General features: G+C 47.6%; 17 protein-coding genes. 15 read left to right on the forward strand and 2 right to left on the reverse strand.

Annotated elements, in window-relative coordinates; genetic code table 11:
• The first annotated feature begins 3 nt into the window (after positions 1-3).
• The 13 genes from bshA to nth all read left to right on the forward strand — a co-directional run bounded on the left by bshA (position 4) and on the right by nth (position 12,953).
• A complete protein-coding gene (bshA, locus tag B2751_RS12225) occupies positions 4-1,146 on the forward strand; it encodes an N-acetyl-alpha-D-glucosaminyl L-malate synthase BshA (protein WP_290751204.1) in 1,143 nt (380 codons plus the stop codon).
• Entirely contained in the window at positions 1,133-2,266 is a 1,134-nt protein-coding gene (locus tag B2751_RS12230) for a CCA tRNA nucleotidyltransferase (RefSeq protein WP_290774989.1), read from the forward strand. The genes bshA and B2751_RS12230 overlap by 14 nt, the downstream gene beginning before the upstream one ends.
• A complete protein-coding gene (locus B2751_RS12235) occupies positions 2,236-3,207 on the forward strand; it encodes a biotin--[acetyl-CoA-carboxylase] ligase (protein WP_290774991.1) in 972 nt (323 codons plus the stop codon). Before B2751_RS12230 ends, B2751_RS12235 begins: the two co-directional genes overlap by 31 nt.
• A 248-nt stretch (positions 3,208-3,455) precedes the next feature.
• Positions 3,456-4,295, forward strand: a complete 840-nt coding sequence (gene panB, locus B2751_RS12240) for a 3-methyl-2-oxobutanoate hydroxymethyltransferase (RefSeq protein WP_290774993.1) — start codon at positions 3,456-3,458, stop codon at positions 4,293-4,295.
• A complete protein-coding gene (panC, locus tag B2751_RS12245) occupies positions 4,292-5,122 on the forward strand; it encodes a pantoate--beta-alanine ligase (RefSeq protein ID WP_290774995.1) in 831 nt (276 codons plus the stop codon). The genes panB and panC overlap by 4 nt, the downstream gene beginning before the upstream one ends.
• Before the next feature lie 2 nt (positions 5,123-5,124).
• Complete coding sequence (panD, locus tag B2751_RS12250; protein WP_029341994.1) at positions 5,125-5,508, forward strand: aspartate 1-decarboxylase; 384 nt, start codon at positions 5,125-5,127, stop codon at positions 5,506-5,508.
• Between the two features lie 101 nt (positions 5,509-5,609).
• Positions 5,610-8,426 (forward strand): ATP-dependent DNA helicase DinG, encoded by a 2,817-nt coding sequence (gene dinG, locus B2751_RS12255; protein ID WP_290774996.1) that lies wholly within the window; start codon positions 5,610-5,612, stop codon positions 8,424-8,426.
• Positions 8,427-8,488: 62 nt separating this feature from the next.
• Complete coding sequence (locus B2751_RS12260; protein ID WP_012370646.1) at positions 8,489-8,659, forward strand: YpmA family protein; 171 nt, start codon at positions 8,489-8,491, stop codon at positions 8,657-8,659.
• Positions 8,656-9,123, forward strand: a complete 468-nt coding sequence (locus tag B2751_RS12265) for a hypothetical protein (RefSeq protein WP_056062159.1) — start codon at positions 8,656-8,658, stop codon at positions 9,121-9,123. The genes B2751_RS12260 and B2751_RS12265 overlap by 4 nt, the downstream gene beginning before the upstream one ends.
• A 14-nt stretch (positions 9,124-9,137) precedes the next feature.
• Complete coding sequence (locus B2751_RS12270; protein WP_290774998.1) at positions 9,138-10,319, forward strand: pyridoxal phosphate-dependent aminotransferase; 1,182 nt, start codon at positions 9,138-9,140, stop codon at positions 10,317-10,319.
• 20 nt (positions 10,320-10,339) lie between these two features.
• Positions 10,340-11,638 (forward strand): asparagine--tRNA ligase, encoded by a 1,299-nt coding sequence (gene asnS, locus B2751_RS12275; RefSeq protein ID WP_035407248.1) that lies wholly within the window; start codon positions 10,340-10,342, stop codon positions 11,636-11,638.
• 75 nt (positions 11,639-11,713) lie between these two features.
• Complete coding sequence (locus tag B2751_RS12280) at positions 11,714-12,292, forward strand: DnaD domain-containing protein (RefSeq protein WP_023468616.1); 579 nt, start codon at positions 11,714-11,716, stop codon at positions 12,290-12,292.
• Between the two features lie 4 nt (positions 12,293-12,296).
• Entirely contained in the window at positions 12,297-12,953 is a 657-nt protein-coding gene (gene nth / locus B2751_RS12285; protein WP_035407250.1) for an endonuclease III, read from the forward strand.
• Between the two features lie 38 nt (positions 12,954-12,991).
• Here nth and B2751_RS12290 read toward each other — a convergent pair whose 3' ends face one another.
• A complete protein-coding gene (locus tag B2751_RS12290) occupies positions 12,992-13,906 on the reverse strand; it encodes a DUF3800 domain-containing protein (protein ID WP_023468614.1) in 915 nt (304 codons plus the stop codon).
• 173 nt (positions 13,907-14,079) lie between these two features.
• Positions 14,080-14,382: a DUF1798 family protein gene (locus B2751_RS12295; protein ID WP_023468613.1), complete on the reverse strand. Its 303-nt coding sequence runs from the start codon at positions 14,380-14,382 to the stop codon at positions 14,080-14,082.
• A 74-nt stretch (positions 14,383-14,456) separates the two neighbouring features.
• Here B2751_RS12295 and recU point away from each other — a divergent pair, with 74 nt between their 5' ends.
• Positions 14,457-15,083, forward strand: a complete 627-nt coding sequence (recU, locus tag B2751_RS12300; RefSeq protein ID WP_215148244.1) for a Holliday junction resolvase RecU — start codon at positions 14,457-14,459, stop codon at positions 15,081-15,083.
• 192 nt (positions 15,084-15,275) lie between these two features.
• The gene (locus tag B2751_RS12305) at positions 15,276-17,792 is read left to right on the forward strand and encodes a PBP1A family penicillin-binding protein (RefSeq protein WP_422653604.1); all 2,517 of its coding nucleotides are present in this window, start codon (positions 15,276-15,278) and stop codon (positions 17,790-17,792) included.
• Positions 17,793-17,865: the final 73 nt, after the last annotated feature.

The raw sequence follows: 17,865 nt of genomic DNA on the forward strand, positions 1-17,865 counted from the left end.
ATCATGAAAAAAGCAATTGGGATTCTCTGTTATCCATCAGTCGGCGGTAGTGGGGTTGTCGCGACTGAACTTGGTATGAAGCTAGCAGATCGTGGACATGACGTTCACTTTATTACATCGAGCATGCCGTTTCGGCTGACGGAATATCGACCAAACATCACGGTCCATTTGGTTGAGGTCAACCAGTATTCTGTTTTTAAATATCCACCCTATGACATTACGTTAGCGTCAAAAGTCGCAGAAATCATTGATTTATTCGATCTCGATGTGATCCACGCCCATTACGCTGTTCCGCATGCCGTTTGTGCAGAACTCGGACGAAACATGGCGAAGAAAAAAGGCGTCGCCGTCGTCACGACATTACATGGAACAGACATCACCGTCATCGGTCAGGACTTAGAGATGCAACCGGCAATTCGGTATGGTATCGAACAATCGGATGCGGTCACGGCTGTTTCTGAGAGTCTTGCGCTTGAAACGAATGCGACACTTAACGCCCATTACGACATCGATGTCATCGCGAACTCGATTGATGAGAGTGTCTATTATCCGATGCGGGATGAACGATTGAAGCGGCATTACGGTATCGAATCGGATGAAGTCGTCGTCATCCATATCTCGAACTTCCGACCGGTCAAACGAATCGACGATACAATCGCGGCATTCGCAATCGCGGCAAAAGATCGGAAGATGCGTCTGTTGCTCGTCGGAGATGGTCCAGAGATGGGACAAACGAGACGGCGTGCGAAGGAACTTGGCATTGACGACAAAGTCATTTTCGCTGGTAAACAGGAACATGTCGCGCAGCTGCTCGCCATCAGTGACATTCATGTGTTGCTGTCGGAAAAAGAAGCGTTTGGACTCGTCGTCCTCGAGGCGATGGCAATTGGTGTCCCAAGTGTCGTCTCGACAGCGGGTGGATTACCAGAAGTCATTCAGGACGGCGTGACAGGATATATCGTTCCGACTTACGACGTTAAGGTCGCTGCGGCGCGCATCGGTGAACTTGCGGATGATCCGTTGTTACGAGAACGGATGGCAGAAGAGGGTATTCGCGATACTCGTCGTCGTTTTGATTCGAATGAGATCGTCCGTCGTTATGAACAAGTCTATGAACGGGTGTGTGCGCGTCATGAACTTGCTTGAAGGCGCGCATCATATCATTCAGACGATCGAACAAGCGGGTGGTGAGGCTTATATCGTTGGTGGTGCCGTTCGCGACATGTTACTCGACCGGACACCAGGAGACTATGATTTAGCGAGTTCGATGTTACCGGAACAGATCATCGACTTATTCCCTGTCGTCATTCCGACAGGGCTCGAGCATGGAACTGTAACGGTTGTTCTCAACCACGTACCGTACGAAATCACGACGTTCCGCTCGGAAGCAACCTATAGCGATCGTAGGCGACCGGATGCGGTGACGCTTGGCGTTAGTTTGGAAGAGGATTTGACCCGGCGTGATTTTACGATCAACGCGATGGCACTCAGACCATCCGGACGTGTGGATTTGTTCGGCGGAGCGCGCGACATCGAAGAGCGGATCATCCGCACGGTCGGTGAACCAGTCGAACGTTTTAATGAAGATGCACTCCGTATGATGCGGGCGTTCCGCTTTATGAGTCAACTTGATTTTTCGCTTGACGAGACGACCGAGCAAGCAATCTTTGAACTTGCTCCGCATCTAGAGGCCGTTGCGATTGAGCGGATCGCGACCGAGTTTGAGAAGCTCTTACTTGGTCCAGGGAAACAGCAGGCGTTACAGGCGATGCTCCGGACAGGGATCGAACGCTATCTACCCGGCATGACTTCAGAAATCGTCGAGAGACTCGCCAAGCAATCGTTTCGGGGTGTTTCAAAGGATGCCGTCTGGACACTCGTACTTGATGCCGGTCTAACGCGCGATCAATTGACACGCTGGAAACGATCGAAACATCAAATGCAACTCGCTGTGCGTTTAGTCCCTCTGTTATACCGACCGTTACAGGACTGGGATCGTTATCAATTGTCGGATGAAGAACTGGCGATTCTGCGGGAGATGACTGGAATGGATTATCCGGATCGATCGGATTTACCGATTCGCGGTCGCAAAGAGCTCGCTGTTGACGGAAAAGACATGATTCGTCTTGGTCTTCGAAAGCAACAGATTAAAGAAGCACTCTTGCACTTGGAGTACAGCGTCGTCATACGGTCTTGTTCAAACGACCGAACGGTATTGATGAAGGAGGTAGAGCGATGGCACACACAGTCCGAGAACAAATCTTGATAGCACTTCGCAAGCGAACGTGGTATTCCGGACAGGAATTAGCGGAGACACTAAATATTTCACGTACCGCTATTTGGAAACATATGCAAACCTTAAAGGAAGAAGGATACCAGATCATCTCCAATAAAAAACAAGGCTATCAATTAGTCGATGAAGGTGACTTATTGACACCGATTGCAATTGAGGACGGATTAACAACAGTGCGTTTCGGTCGACACATCCTTCATTTCGAAGAACTGGACACGACGCAACGAATCGCACATGAACAAGCACAACAGCAGGCGCAGGAAGGAACACTCGTCGTATGCGATCATCAGACGAATGGTCGCGGGCAACTGGGACGGACTTGGCATGAGGCGAAGAATGAGGGGATCGCGATGAGTTTGCTCGTCCGTCCAGATGTACCGATGCACCAAGCGGGACAACTGACGCTCGTAGCAGGTATTGCGCTTGCGCAGTCTCTCCGGACATTCGATGTTCCGGTTACAATCAAATGGCCGAATGATATCTTGATCAACGGTCGCAAGGTAGCTGGCATCTTAACAGAGATGCAGACCGAGGCAGACCGGATCAGTTCAGTCATCATCGGCATCGGAATCAACGTGCATCATGAACAGTTTCCGGAAGGGATCAAAGATCGTGCTACCTCACTTGTCCGAGAATCAGGAAGAACTTTCCGACGTGCGGAAGTCGTCGCAGCTTTTTTGAATCGATTTGAACGACTATATACGCAGTGGGTCGAGCTAGGGTTCGGACCTTTCGTATTCGAATGGGAAACACTCGCTGATCGCCTACATGAACAAGTGACGCTACGGACACGTCAAGCGACCGCTTCCGGAACATTGCTCGGTATTGACGAGACGGGAACGATCCGGATTGAGACGGATACAGGCGAGACCCGTTTCCATTCGGCAGAGCTGATTTACTGGGAAAAAGAATGAGGATTTGAATCAGACGGTTTGCAGAGAGCTTTTCCTGTCATGTATAATAAAGCCACGGATGGTATCCGCTCGTCGGAATCATACCGAATCGACAGGTGTCAGTTTTAGCTGTTTCAACTGCCTTGATCTTAACGGACAGGGACAGAAGGACGATATTCAATTATTCCGCCTTCTTTTCCGCATGCGTTTATTTTGGAGAAGAAGGCGTTTTCCTTTTGTCCTCCCTACACACGTAAGGAGAGAACACGATGCACACAATGGGTCCATTATTAAAAAAACAACAAGCTGGAGAGAAGCTCGTCATGTTGACGGCATATGATTATCCTTCAGCAAAATTATCAGAAGCAGCAGGGGTCGATATGTTACTCGTCGGGGACTCCCTCGGAAACGTCATCCTCGGCTATGACTCAACGATTGCCGTCACGGTCGACGACATGGTCCACCATGCGCGTGCTGTTCGCCGCGGCGCACCACAGACGTTCATGATCGTCGATATGCCGTTCGCAAGTTATCATGGTTCATTTGATCGCACGCTTGAATCAGCGGCGCGTATTTTCCAAGAATCACAGGCGGATGCTTTGAAACTAGAAGGAGCAGGGGATATCTTAAAAACGATCCGTCGTTTGACGGACGCTGGGATGCCTTGCGTCGCACATCTCGGACTAACACCACAATCCGTTGGAGTTCTTGAAGGATTCAAGGTCCAAGGGAAATCACTAGAAGCAGCCGAACAACTGATTGCAGATAGTTTGGAAGCAGAGCGTGCCGGAGCGAAAATGCTTGTCCTTGAGTGTGTGCCGCATCCGCTCGCGAAACGAATTCAAGAGCTCCTCTCGATTCCCGTCATCGGCATCGGAGCCGGTGCAGATGTCGCCGGTCAAGTACTTGTCTATCATGATATCTTGACGTATGGCGTCGGACGTTTACCGAAGTTCGTCAAAGCGTATACGGACTGGAATACTTCAGGAACAGAAGCAATCGCTGCTTATGTCAAAGATGTCAAAGCCGGTGCCTTCCCTGAACTTGCACATTCGTTCCAGATGGACGAGGAACTGATCGGTGCGCTTTATGGAGGAAACAAGGAATGAAGATTGTTCAAGATATTAAGACGTTACGAGAACGTCTAGCGGGAGCCGGTTCAATCGGATTTGTACCGACGATGGGATTCCTGCACGAAGGGCATGCCTCATTGCTAAAACAAGCACGACAAGAGAATGATGTCGTCGTCTTAAGTATTTTCGTCAACCCGACACAATTCGGACCAAACGAAGATTTGGATCGTTATCCACGAGACGCGGAACGCGATCAGAAGATCGCGGAGGCAGAAGGTGTCGATTATCTGTTTTATCCGACGAACGAGACGATGTATCCGCTGGATATGGCCCGTGTTACGGTCCGCTCCGGTGATGATGTCTTATGCGGCGCATCGCGACCAGGACATTTTGACGGTGTCTTGACGGTCGTCAGTAAGCTGTTGAACGTCGTCCGTCCAACCCGTGCATATTTCGGCTTAAAGGATGCACAACAGCTCGCCTTGATCGAAGCGTACGTCGCTGATTACTTCGTTCCGGTTGAAATCGTCCGTTGCCCAATCATTCGCGAAGCGGATGGTCTAGCGAAATCGTCACGAAATGTCTATCTTTCGGAGACGGAACGCACGCAAGCACCGGGAATTCAACAGGCGTTGCAACAAGCGAAACAAGCACTCGATCAAGGAGTGCCTGTTGAAAAGGTTCTCGAACAGACGCGCGCAGCACTTCAATTTGAGGGGACGACGATTGATTACGTCGAAGCTGTCGACTATCCATCACTACGACCTGCCACTGAACAAACGACTACGATTCTCTTAGCTGTTGCCGTGCAGTTCGCATCGGCACGCTTAATCGATAATTTACTATATACGAGAGGAGTATGACGATGTTACGCACATTCATGCATGCTAAACTACACAAGGCCCGGGTCACCGAGGCAAACTTACACTACGTTGGGTCGATTACAATTGATGAGGATTTACTCGATGCTGTCGGGATCCTTGAAAATGAAAAAGTCCAAGTGACGAACAATCAGAATGGTGCGCGGATTGAAACGTATGCGATTAAAGGGGCTCGCGGCTCAGGTGTCATCTGTTTGAACGGTGCTGCAGCACGCCATTTTCAAGTTGGAGATGAGGTCATTATCATGGCGTATGCGCAATTGTCGACGGAAGAAATTGCGACACATGTCCCAAAAGTGGCTGTTCTAAATGAGCAGAATGACATCAAACAAATGTTGTCTCAAGAAATCGCCCACACGATCTTATGAAATTTTAGAGACCCGATTATGTCAGCGGGTCTCTTTTTTGTTAAGATGAAGAATGAGATGCCATCCAATCATGGATAGGATGGATTAAAGGTGGAGGATCAGTGTTGAAGAAAAAGTACGTCGTAGTCGACCTGGAAACGACAGGTCATTCCATAAAGGCTGGCGATGAGATGATTGAGATCGGAATGGCGGTCATTGAAGATGGACAGTTGACAGAACAACTGTCTGCCTTCGTCCGTCCGACCCAACCGATTCCTCCATTCATTTCCCAGTTGACGGGCATCACGGATAAAGATGTCAAAGATGCCGAGACGTTCGATGTCATCGCACCACGAGTTTTATCATTGCTCGATGGTGGCGTCTTCGTCGCACATAATGTGCAGTTCGATTTAAACTTCTTAAACGATGCGTTAGAAGAAGAAGGATACTTGCCGTATACAGGTCCCGTCATTGATACGGTAGAACTTGCGCGAATCTTACTTCCAACAGCAGAAAGCCATGCGTTGTCGCATCTGTCAGAATCATTGCATCTTGCTCATCAAGAAGCACATCGGGCAGGAAGTGATGCTTCGGCGACGGCTGAATTGTTACTTGAACTACTCAAGCGACTACATACGTTGCCGCTCGAGACATTAAAACATCTCAGACGGTTATCACCACGTCTATTTAGTGCCATCGAAGAGGAAATCGACCATGCGATTCGTTTAGTCGGCATCGAAGAGGATGAGCGATTCGATCGTTTTCGTAAAATCGCTTTGAAAAAGCGTCAGACAATAGAACGTTTGTCACATCCGCCCATTCTTGAACCGTTCGGACCGTTCGTTGATGAATTGAATGCCGTGACGTTCCCTCGTCTATTCGAAGGATATGAAGAACGGCGTGGGCAGCTCGAGATGATGCGTCATGTCTATCAGTCGCTCGATCAAGAAACGCCGTTACTTGTCGAAGCGGGAACAGGGACCGGGAAATCGCTCGGTTATCTCGTGCCTGCAGCGCACTACGCGCTCGAACACGAAGTGCCGATTGTCGTCAGTACACACACGATTCAATTACAGGAGCAACTGTTTGCGCGTGATTTACCGCTATTGCGTCAATTGTTCGATACGCCGGTCCAGATTGCATTGCTTAAAGGACGAAATAACTATATCGATTTACGGAAATTCGAGTTTTTCTTGAATGATCAAGAGGATGTCTATAACTTTACGCTCGCAAAAGCGATTCTTCTCGTATGGTTGACGGAGACGGAAACAGGAGATTTAGAGGAAGTCAGCTTACCGGGTGGTGCAGCGCAAGGCAATATCGGAATCAAGCAATTGATTCAATCCGATAGTCAATCGCAGCTTGGACGGTTTGATCCCTGGTACAGTCGGGACTTCTTCCAGCATGCGATTCGCCAAGCGAAAGATGCGACGATTATCGTCACGAACCATGCGTTGTTGTTTAGTGATCTGCAGTTCGAAGCAGGGGTCTTACCGAAAGGAAGCCCGTTGATTCTCGACGAGGCACACCAGATCGAAGAAGTCGCGAGCCATCATTTTGGTCTCGTTTTTGATGGTCATACGTTTGATCGTCTGTTCCGCCAACTCGGGTATTCATCTGACAAAAAATTATTGCACCGTTTGCTTGATCTGTCGGAAGAATGGGATATTGCCGAGATGGTTGAAGCCCATAGTGAGACGGTCGATGAAGCACTGACGACGTTGCTCGAAGAAGCAGACGGCCTACTGATGATCGTTCAAGCATATGGGCTCGAACTGGCTTCCCGTAAAGCACGACGGGAAGGAATGGTCAGCATTCGCTTTAAGCGACTTGATCGTTCGATGCGTGCCGTCCAAGAGAGTGCCAAGCGGGTTGAATTGGTGTTGCGACGTTTGCGTCAAGCAATTCGTGCGATTCATAAACTGTTCCATGAACATCGGGAGCAAATGAGTTATCGGGAGCGTTCGCTCGTCGCGGATTTAAAAGCGATCACGGCACAAATCGAAGAAGCAGAGCTCGCGATCTTCGAGACGATGCTTGCTCCGCACGATGAGACGGTATCTTGGATCGAGACGTCCGTTAAGAACCGGAAGCTAACACGCGTATACACACAACCAATTGACATTTCAGAGCGATTACGACGCGATGTCTTTTCAAAACGCACGTGTATCCTGACGTCTGCGACGTTGACTGTCTCGAACAAATTCCAATTCATTGAGAACCGATTAGGACTCGATGCTTTTGATACTCGTCGTTTCGTTGTGCCGTCGCCGTTCGGATATGCCGATAATGTGCGACTGATGATTCCGACGGATCTCCCACTCTTACAGGATGTGCCATTGCCAGAATTCGCGGAGACGATTGCGGAAGCAATCTTACAAATCGCAGAGGTGACGGAGGGACGGATGCTTGTCTTATTTACCTCGAACGACTTGCTACGACTGACGCATGAGGCGACGAAGCCGTTGCTGCCAGACCGGTTTACATTACTCTCGCAAGGGGTCACGCAAGGTTCACGGCAACGACTGATGAAACAGTTCAAGCAACTCGATGCCTGTATCTTGTTCGGGACGGCTAGTTTTTGGGAAGGGGTCGATATCCCGGGAGATGATCTCAGTTGTCTCGTCATCGTCCGCCTACCATTCGCGCCACCAGATCAACCAATTGTCCAAGCACGCTCGGAACGGATCGAAAAACTCGGAAAATCATCATTTTTCGAATACAGCCTACCGCAAGCAATCATTCGCTTTAAACAAGGGTTTGGTCGCTTGATTCGGACGACGAACGATCGTGGTGTTGTCTTCGTGCTCGATCGCCGGATTGAGACGACGAGATACGGAAAACGATTCGTTACGAGTCTGCCGAAAGTGCCTGTTTTATCAAAACCGCTTGATGAACTGACCGCAGAACTTGAATTGTTCTTGAATGATGGCGATTGAGTCTATTCAGATAAACCCTATCGCATTATAATAGATAGAGAAAAATGAGGGAGGACATACAGATGGATTCAAAAATTGAAACACTTGCGACCGTCAAAGTGAACCGCCATGACGATACGTATAAAATCGTCGACTTATTGAACCGGACGCTGAAAACGGAAGATTTAATGTTCGGTCTTGCTCTCGATGAAAAAGACAAGGAGCAGATGGTTTTCACCATCTATCGCACATGAAGTGGAAAGTCACGCTTGCTCTACTGAGTGCACTCCTCATCTTGGCTGTTCTTGGAACAGCTGTTTATCAGGTGACGATCGCTGAGGCAAAAGACCGAGAACAGAGCGTCGCGGAACAAGCAGAGACGCGTCTGAAAAAAGAACTAAAGCCGACAGACGTCCGGTTCGAATCTGTCTTTAGCGGAAAACGCCAATATGTCGTTTTTACGATGAAGCAGAGTGGACAGGCGGTACGGGCGTTTGTTCCGGAAAAAGGAACGATTGAGACGCGACCAGTTGCTGATGGTATTGCCATTAAAACGGTCATCGCGGATCATCCGGAACTCGGAGATATCGTGTCTGCTAAATACGGTTTTGAGGACCGTGCTGTCATTGAGATCGTTTCAAAGACGAAGACAGGCTATGATTATTCGTATTACACGTATCAAGAAGGATCTTTCATCAAACGATTACGAATTAAGTAAAGGGAGTGGGCGACATGTTATCGAAACGCGTACGACAATTGACACCATCTACGACTCTAGCCATCACTGCGAAAGCTAAGGCACTACGTGAAGAAGGTCAAGACATCATCGGTTTAGGTGCGGGAGAGCCCGACTTCAATACACCGGAATTCATCATTCAAGCAGCATTCGAGGCAGCAGAAGCAGGCGATACGAAATACACGCCGTCAGGCGGAACGGTTGCCTTGAAGGATGCGATCATTGAAAAAACACGCCGTGACTTATGGATGCCATATGAACGTTCAGAAGTCATGGTCGCTTCTGGCGCAAAGCATGCGCTCTCGACATTGTTCCAAGCAATTCTCGACCCAGGCGATGAAGTCATCGTCCCAGCACCATACTGGGTCAGTTATCCAGAGCAAATTAAACTCAGTGACGGTGTCCCTGTCATTCTCGAGACGGACGAATCGTCTCGCTTCAAAGTGACACGGGAATTGCTCGAGCAACATATCACTCCGAAGACGAAAGCACTTGTCTTGAATTCACCATCGAATCCGACGGGGATGGTTTATTCGAAAGAAGAGCTTGAGATGGTAGCAGATGTTGCAATCAAGCACGATTTACTCGTCATCAGTGACGAGATTTATGAAAAGTTGCTCTATAACGGTGTGACACATATCTCGATCGCGTCCTTACCAGAAATGCGCGAACGGACGGTCATCATCAATGGTGTCTCAAAATCACATGCGATGACAGGCTGGCGGATCGGGTATGCGATTGGACCTAAAGAGATCATCGCAGCGATGACGAACTTAGCGAGCCATTCAACGTCGAATCCGACATCGATTGCGCAAGCAGCATCGGTTGCTGCGTATGCAGAGGGTGATGCACCGGTTGAAGCGATGCGTGTCATCTTTGAAGAACGACTTGAAAAAATCTACGCACGACTCATCGAGATTAAAGGATTGACGTGTCTGAAGCCGGAAGGGGCATTTTACTTGTTCCCACATGCAAAGCAAGCTGCTGAGATGTGTGGATTCGATAATGTCGATGACTGGTGTACAGCTGTTTTATCTGAAGCGAAGGTTGCCTTGATTCCAGGTTCAGGATTTGGTGCACCGGACTATGTCCGCCTATCTTATGCAACGGATCCGGCACGTGTCTTAGAGGCACTCGACCGGATTGAAGGATTCATCACGGCCCATACAGCCGTTTAATAGAGAGAGGATGTTGACTGTTGAAAACAATGATTCGGGATGTAAATAAATACGTAGGAGAAGAAGTGACGATTGGGTGTTGGTTAGCAAACAAACGCTCGAGTGGTAAAATCGCCTTCCTCCAACTTCGGGATGGCTCTGGATTCATGCAGGGTGTCGTCGTTAAAGAAACGGTCGGCGAAGACTTATTTAAACAAGCAAAAGGCTTAACACAGGAATCGTCACTTTGGGTAACAGGTGTCATCAAATCAGATGGCGGTCGGACAGCGATCGGTCATGAAATGGAAATTTCAAAAATCGAAGTCATCCATGAAGCGATCGATTATCCGATTACACCAAAAGCACACGGAACGGATTTCTTGATGGATAACCGTCACCTCTGGTTACGTTCAAAGCGTCAGCATGCGGTCATGGTCGTTCGGAATGAATTGATTCGTGCGACGTACGAATTTTTCAACCAAGAAGGATTCATCAAAGTGGATCCGCCAATCTTAACAGGTAGTGCGCCAGAAGGAACAACAGAATTGTTCCATACGAAATATTTCGATGAAGATGCATACCTTTCACAATCTGGTCAGCTCTACATGGAAGCGGCAGCAATGGCACTTGGAAAGGTCTTCTCGTTCGGTCCGACGTTCCGTGCTGAAAAATCAAAAACACGTCGTCACTTGATCGAATTCTGGATGATGGAGCCGGAGATGGCATTCCACGATCACGAGATGAACCTCGAAGTCCAAGAAAATTACGTCTCGCACCTCGTGCAATCGGCACTGAAGAACTGCCGTGCGGAGCTTGAGTTGCTTGGACGTGACTTGACGGTCCTTGAAAACATTAAAGCACCTTTCCCACGCGTCAAGTATACAGAAGCAATCGACATGCTCAAAGAGCAAGGATTCGACGATATCGAATTCGGGGATGATTTTGGTGCACCACATGAGACAGCGATCGCAAACAGCTTTGCGCGCCCTGTCTTCATCACGCATTGGCCAAAAGCAATTAAGCCGTTCTACATGAAAGAAGATCCGGAAAATCCAGACTTCGTTTTATGTGATGATTTGATTGCCCCTGAAGGATACGGGGAAATCGTCGGTGGTTCACAACGTGAAGAAGATCATGACAAACTTCTCGCTGAGATGAAGAAACATGGTCTTGATGAGACGGGTGCCTATAAATGGTATCTTGAAACACGTCAATACGGTTCTGTTCCACACAGTGGCTTCGGTCTTGGTTTAGAGCGGACAGTTGCTTGGATTACAGGCGTCGAGCACGTTCGGGAAACGATTCCGTTCCCACGTCTGCTGAACCGCCTCTATCCATAAGCAGTAAGGAAAAACATCGACCCATCGTCTCGACGGGTCGATTTCTTGTTTAGACTAGAGAATCGAGGAATTACGATGAATCATAATTTAGTGCAATTATTCGAGGAAGGGACGGTCGTCTTACCGAAACGATTGTTCACCGAGGCAAAACGGTTAGGCATCAGTTTTGTCGAGTTCACGTTGATTGGTCAATTGTTTGCCTGTCGGGCAGAGGGCATGGAGATGCCGTCACCGGAAGAGTTAAGTAATCGACTTGGACTATCCGAGACGGAAACGATCGAGACGACACTCGGTTTATTACAAAAAGGATTACTAGCGATGGAGAACGTCAACGGATCAGAACGTTATTCGCTTGTGCCGCTTTACGAAAAACTGATGGCACCACCGGAACAGGAAGCACCGAACTTTGATACGATCAACCCATCCGTCTTCCAACAATTCGAGCGGGAACTCGGGATGATGTCACCGTTTCAGATGGAGCAAATCATTCAGTGGTTGACGATCGAGAACATTTCGGAAGAGCTGGTACTTGCCGCACTTCGAGAAGCGGTCTATCATAACGTTCGCAAGATGACTTATATCAATCAAATTTTACGAACATGGGAACGCGAAGGCATCAAGACACTTGAGGATCTTGCCGGGCGAGGAGGCTGAGTAGATGTTACGGAAAGCAGAAATCAATCGGATTGAAGCGACGTTAGAAGAGATGTTTCCGGATGCATTTTGCGAGTTGATTCACCGCAATCCGTTTGAACTGGTCGTCGCGGTCGCACTGAGTGCGCAAGCGACCGACGTACTCGTCAATCAGGTGACGCCTGGATTATTTGCTGCGTATCCGGATCCTGCTTCACTTGCTGCGGCGCCGGTTGAGGAAATCGAGGACAAGATCAAACGACTTGGATTATACCGGAATAAAGCAAAAAACATCAAGGCACTGGCAGCACAACTCCTTGCGCAACACGACGGTGAAGTCCCGACGGAACGAGCCGGACTTGAAGCATTACCTGGTGTCGGGCGTAAAACGGCGAACGTCGTCTTGTCTGTCGCCTTCGATGTCCCGGCATTTGCGGTTGATACACATGTCGAGCGCGTCTCGAAACGTCTCGGAATCTGTCGGTGGAAGGATAATGTCACACAGGTTGAAGCGACACTCATGCGCCGTTTCAAACGAGAACGTTGGTCAAAACTCCATCATCAATTCATCTTCTTTGGACGTTATCACTGTAAGGCACAACGTCCGAACTGTGAAGCTTGCCCGTTACTCGACATGTGTCGAGAAGGGAAAAAGCGGACAAAAGGATTAGCGACACCATAAAAAAGTGGATCCCTATCGGATCCACTTTTTTTGAGTCATCAACCATTCCAAGGGGTATCGGACCATTCACGACGCTTTTTCGTGATTGGTACTTTTTTGAAACCCCAGTTTCGGAAATCTTGGTCCGGGCTATCGCGGCGAATGTAAATTTTATCTTTGATGGCTTTAAAAATCCGGTTTTCGTCCCCATAATGGACAAACCGTGGTTTTACCTCGATGACACCACGACGGACGCGGGACAAAGGTAAGCAGACCAAATCGGCAATCTCAAGACCAGATTGGTAGAGGTCGCTGTCTTTTTCAGCAAAGATGAAGCCCTTGATTTTTTGACGGCTTTTTTCAACGTCGAGATGGACCGTTCCTGAATTGAAGATATCGAAGAATGCCTTTTGAATCAGCAAGTTCTGATAATCATCACGACTTTCAAGCACAACACGTGCACTCGTCGCTTCTGTCTCATCAAGGAAGGAATAGAACGATTTCATCAGATGAGCGAAGGCAACGACATACGGATCCTTCGGTGTCGAGAAGAAGTCTTGCAGCTTCTGTTTATCGACTTCGACACTGACGATCGTACAATCGATATCGACTAAAAATTCCGGTAAGGCAATCCAGAAGTGACGCAACATATCGATCGTGATCCCGTCTTCTTTTCCATATGGATGTTCGGCTTTTAAAATTTCTTTGAGATGAAGCGGAATATGTGGATCCTCAAAGACTTTTGCCTTGAAGTCCATTAAACGTTGACGAAGCGGACTCGGTTCGCCCGTCTCATCCGAATCGATGGCATATTTATATTCCATCAAGACACCTGTTAGATTGAATTGTGTATTCCCCTTAGGTGTTCCTGTCTCGTCAACGAACATGATGTATTTCTTCGGGGCAGGGGTTGAGTTCTTAGGAAATCCTTTGACATCAACGCCTTTGACGTTCGATTGTACCCGTTTGTTCAAATGAATCTCCTCCAATTGCACGATAATTACACAGTCTTTAAGAAAGAAATGCTCTTGATGCCACTTTACACGCTAGGCGACTGAAAAGCTATAGCCTGGCAAGTGAAACCGGTGAAACATTCCCTTATAGATTAGGTGTTCGACTCAAGGAAGATAATTCCTGTTTTTAATTATTATTCTTCGCCATTCATCAATCGATCGATATAGCGGACGGATTTAATCGTTTCATTGAAACGTTTCAGACTCGTCTTCGGCTGAAAGGCTTGGACAGAAATCTGCTTCAGTTGATCCACAGCACTTTCGACCATGCTCGGACGTAAGTAAGGACTATCTTGGGCATTCGTTTGCCACTGCGCAATCAGTTGATCTGCTCGTTCGACGAACGGTACGACGTCTCGATTGAAGTCATATTCGGTTCCGGCACGTCCTTCTTGATATATACGTTCAATCTCTTGTAATAACGGTTCAATTGTCATTGGTTTTTAACTACTCCTCTCGGCCGATACGGTACAATCACATATCATGGTACAATAAACGCGATAGGAGGGGAATCGTTTTGAATTACCCGAATGGGAAAAAATTTCAAAAGCCACTCGAGTCGCACGGAACCCGAATCAAGAAGGCACGATCAACCGATTCAACCTTTTCAAATCGTGGGATGACGCTCGAAAAATTATTGAATGAAAGTAATACGTTTTATCTGACTCATAATCGGGCAATCATTCACAAGAAACCCACTCCGTTACAAATCGTTCAAGTGGATTATCCAAAGCGATCTGCAGCTGTCGTCAAAGAAGCTTATTTTAAGCAACCATCGACGACCGATTATAATGGTGTCTACCGCGGAAAATATATTGATTTCGAAGCGAAGGAGACGACAAATAAAACGTCCTTCCCGATAAAAAATTTTCACCCCCATCAAATCGCACACATGCGTCAATGTGTCGAACATGGAGGAATTTGTTTTGTCATCATTCGATTCAGTCTGTATAATGTGCAATATGTGCTTTCAGTCGAGCACGTGTTCCCCTGGTGGGATCAACTCGAAAGTGGACGGAAATCCATTCCGCTGACGATCATCGAACGAGACGGTATCAAAGTCGAGACTGGCGCGTACCCTGCTATCGATTATTTAAAGGCAGTGGACGAACTATATTTCAATTCAGACACTTTTTGATTGAAGGAGAAGGATAGCATATGGAAAGAAGTCGTGTCGCACGTCGTNNGTCGTGAAGAAACGAAGTCATCTGAGAAAAAGATGAAACGGACGAAACGTCCCCAAAAGAAAAAATCAGGTGGAGGATCCGGTGGGAAAGGTCCACTCTGGAAAAAGTTATTGTTGATTGCTACCGGATTATTTATCTTGATGATGTTGATCGGAGGCGGATTTGCGGCATATGCGATTGCTACGGCACCTGAGCTTGATGAAGCAGAGCTTCGTGATGCTTTACCGTTAAAGATTTATGCAAGTAATAAAGAGGAAATCACAAAAGGTGGAACGAGCCGAGAATATGTGTCGATCGATGAAGTACCAGAAGTCGTCAAGGACGCATTCATCTCGATCGAGGACCGTCGTTTTTATCAGCATAACGGGATTGATTTCCGCCGTCTCGGAGGTGCCATCATCGCGAACGTCACTGATGGATTTGGTTCTGAAGGCGCTTCGACGATTACGCAACAGGTCGTCAAACAATCATTCCTCAGCTTTGATAAAACAATCACACGGAAAGTCCAAGAGCAATGGCTTGCGATCCGCTTAGAGCAGGATTATACGAAAGATCAGATTTTAGAGATGTACTTGAATAAAAACTACTATGGTCAAAACTCATTTGGCATCCAGACCGCTTCAAAAGCCTATTTCAATAAATCAGTTGATAAGTTGAATTATGCGGAAGCTGCAATGCTCGCGGGATTACCGCAACGTCCGACAGCTTATGATCCAATCAAAGGAGATCCGAAGCTAACGAAATGGCGTCAGACACAAGTCCTCAATGCGATGCAAACGACAGGCGTCATTACAAAAGCGCAACGAGATAAAGCGGTCAAACAACCAATTTCGAAATTAATCAATCCGGCGCCGAAGTCAACGAAGGATGAATCATATGATAGTGTCATCTTCGACATGGTATCAAAAGAGTTAGAAGATGATTTTGGTCTAGAAGGAAAAGATATCTATGGTCAAGGGTTAAAGATCTATACGTCGATTGATAAGCCGATGCATGACTATATGAACGAAGCGATCAAAAAAGATCAAATCGTTCAATTACCGGAATATGCTGAAACGGCTGCTACGGCAATTAATACGCAAACCGGAGAAGTTCTTGCAGTCGTCGATGGTAAAAATCCAGGTAAAGGAACAGCGCGACGAAACTATGCAAATGAACCCCATCAACCGGGTTCATCCGCAAAACCATTCTTCGCATACGGTCCGGCCATCGAAAATGACAAATGGTCGACTGCGAAACAATTGACGGATAAGCCGACAGAAGTCAACGGAAAAGAGATTGGAAACTATTATGATGGATATCGTGGTACGAATACGATTCGTCATTGGTTGAAAATCTCGGCTAACACACCTGCCATTCAAACGTTCCAAGAAATTGGTGGGGATGCAGTCGAAGCATTCGCTGAAAAGTCTGGCTTGAAAATGAAAGACGATGAGTCGATTTCACCAGCTTATGCAATTGGTGGGATGAAGCATGGTTTTAATACGACTCAGATGGCAGGAGCTTATGCAACACTGGGTAATGGGGGCGATTATATCAAACCGCACGTCATTAAATCGATTGAGTACAGTGACGGATCTAAAATCAAGTCACCAATCAAATCGAAAAAGGCGATGGAAGACTACACAGCTTATATGTTGACGGATATGCTTCGTGATGTCTTGAAACCAGGTGGTACGTTCCCAAGTGCTGGGTTGTCGTTTGATGCAGCCGGTAAGACAGGGACAACCAATGCTTATAAAGATGTCTGGTTTGCAGGATATACATCTGATGTCTCGATCAGTGTCTGGACAGGAACAACGAAATCAGGAAACAACAATGGATCCGGACTCAGTGGTCCGTATAACAGTACGATGGCACAGCAAATCTGGAAAGATTTCATCACGAAAACACGCGATCGAACGCCAGCGCCATTTGAACAACCAAGTTCTGTCCTCAGTATCGGAAACGAATTATACGTGAAAGGGACGAAGGAACCTGTCGTTGAAAAAAAGACGGTACCCGCTCCGACTGGATTACAAGCATCTTACGATGAAGACAAAAAGAGCGGTGAACTGACTTGGAACTACAATGACGCTGCGCTTCGTGCCAATGGGTATGATAATGTATCATTTGAAGTAAAGATGACAGATGCTGATGGTAAATCATCGACAGTCGGAACGAGTACGACGAATCGAATCAGTATCAGTGGATTAAAGCCAGGTCGCTCGATATTCCAAGTTGTAGCGAAAGCGTCAGGAGAAAAATCGGGACCAGTCTCGACGACGGTAACGGTCACCGATCCTGAAGAAGAAAAACCGTCAACGGACGAGCCAACGACGGATGAACCAACGACGGATGAACCGTCAACGGACGAGCCAACGACGGACGAACCGTCAACGGACGAGCCAACGACGGACGAGCCGACGACGGACGAGCCAACGACGGACGAACCGTCAACGGACGAGCCAACGACAGACGAACCAACGACGGACGAACCGTCAACGGACGAGCCAACGACAGACGAACCAACGACAGATGAACCGTCAACAGATACACCGAATTCAAATGATGGTGCGAATGCACAAAACAATTCGAACGGTTCAACGGAACGAAACAACTCGAATGATAATGGAAATAATGGTCGTGGAAACGACGCTACGAATTCTACAACACCATAAGCACGACTTGTAAAGAAAGACAAGACCAAAGACGAGTAGATCGTTCTTTGGTCTTGCTTCTTTTTTTGTATAA

The sequence above is a fragment of the Exiguobacterium sp. UBA6282 genome, assembly GCF_002440475.1.
In the GTDB taxonomy this organism is placed as follows: Bacteria; Bacillota; Bacilli; order Exiguobacteriales; family Exiguobacteriaceae; genus Exiguobacterium_A.

Bases quoted from the DNA above. Each gene is read 5' to 3' on its own strand.
- bshA (WP_290751204.1), top strand. From the start codon at position 4: ATGAAAAAAGCAATTGGGATTCTCTGTTATCCATCAGTCGGCGGTAGT.
- B2751_RS12230 (WP_290774989.1), top strand. From the start codon at position 1,133: ATGAACTTGCTTGAAGGCGCGCATCATATCATTCAGACGATCGAACAA.
- B2751_RS12235 (WP_290774991.1), top strand. From the start codon at position 2,236: ATGGCACACACAGTCCGAGAACAAATCTTGATAGCACTTCGCAAGCGA.
- panB (WP_290774993.1), top strand. From the start codon at position 3,456: ATGCACACAATGGGTCCATTATTAAAAAAACAACAAGCTGGAGAGAAG.
- panC (WP_290774995.1), top strand. From the start codon at position 4,292: ATGAAGATTGTTCAAGATATTAAGACGTTACGAGAACGTCTAGCGGGA.
- panD (WP_029341994.1), top strand. From the start codon at position 5,125: ATGTTACGCACATTCATGCATGCTAAACTACACAAGGCCCGGGTCACC.
- B2751_RS12260 (WP_012370646.1), top strand. From the start codon at position 8,489: ATGGATTCAAAAATTGAAACACTTGCGACCGTCAAAGTGAACCGCCAT.
- B2751_RS12265 (WP_056062159.1), top strand. From the start codon at position 8,656: ATGAAGTGGAAAGTCACGCTTGCTCTACTGAGTGCACTCCTCATCTTG.
- B2751_RS12270 (WP_290774998.1), top strand. From the start codon at position 9,138: ATGTTATCGAAACGCGTACGACAATTGACACCATCTACGACTCTAGCC.
- B2751_RS12280 (WP_023468616.1), top strand. From the start codon at position 11,714: ATGAATCATAATTTAGTGCAATTATTCGAGGAAGGGACGGTCGTCTTA.
- nth (WP_035407250.1), top strand. From the start codon at position 12,297: ATGTTACGGAAAGCAGAAATCAATCGGATTGAAGCGACGTTAGAAGAG.
- B2751_RS12295 (WP_023468613.1), bottom strand. From the start codon at position 14,382: ATGACAATTGAACCGTTATTACAAGAGATTGAACGTATATATCAAGAA.
- B2751_RS12305 (WP_422653604.1), top strand. From the start codon at position 15,276: ATGTTGATCGGAGGCGGATTTGCGGCATATGCGATTGCTACGGCACCT.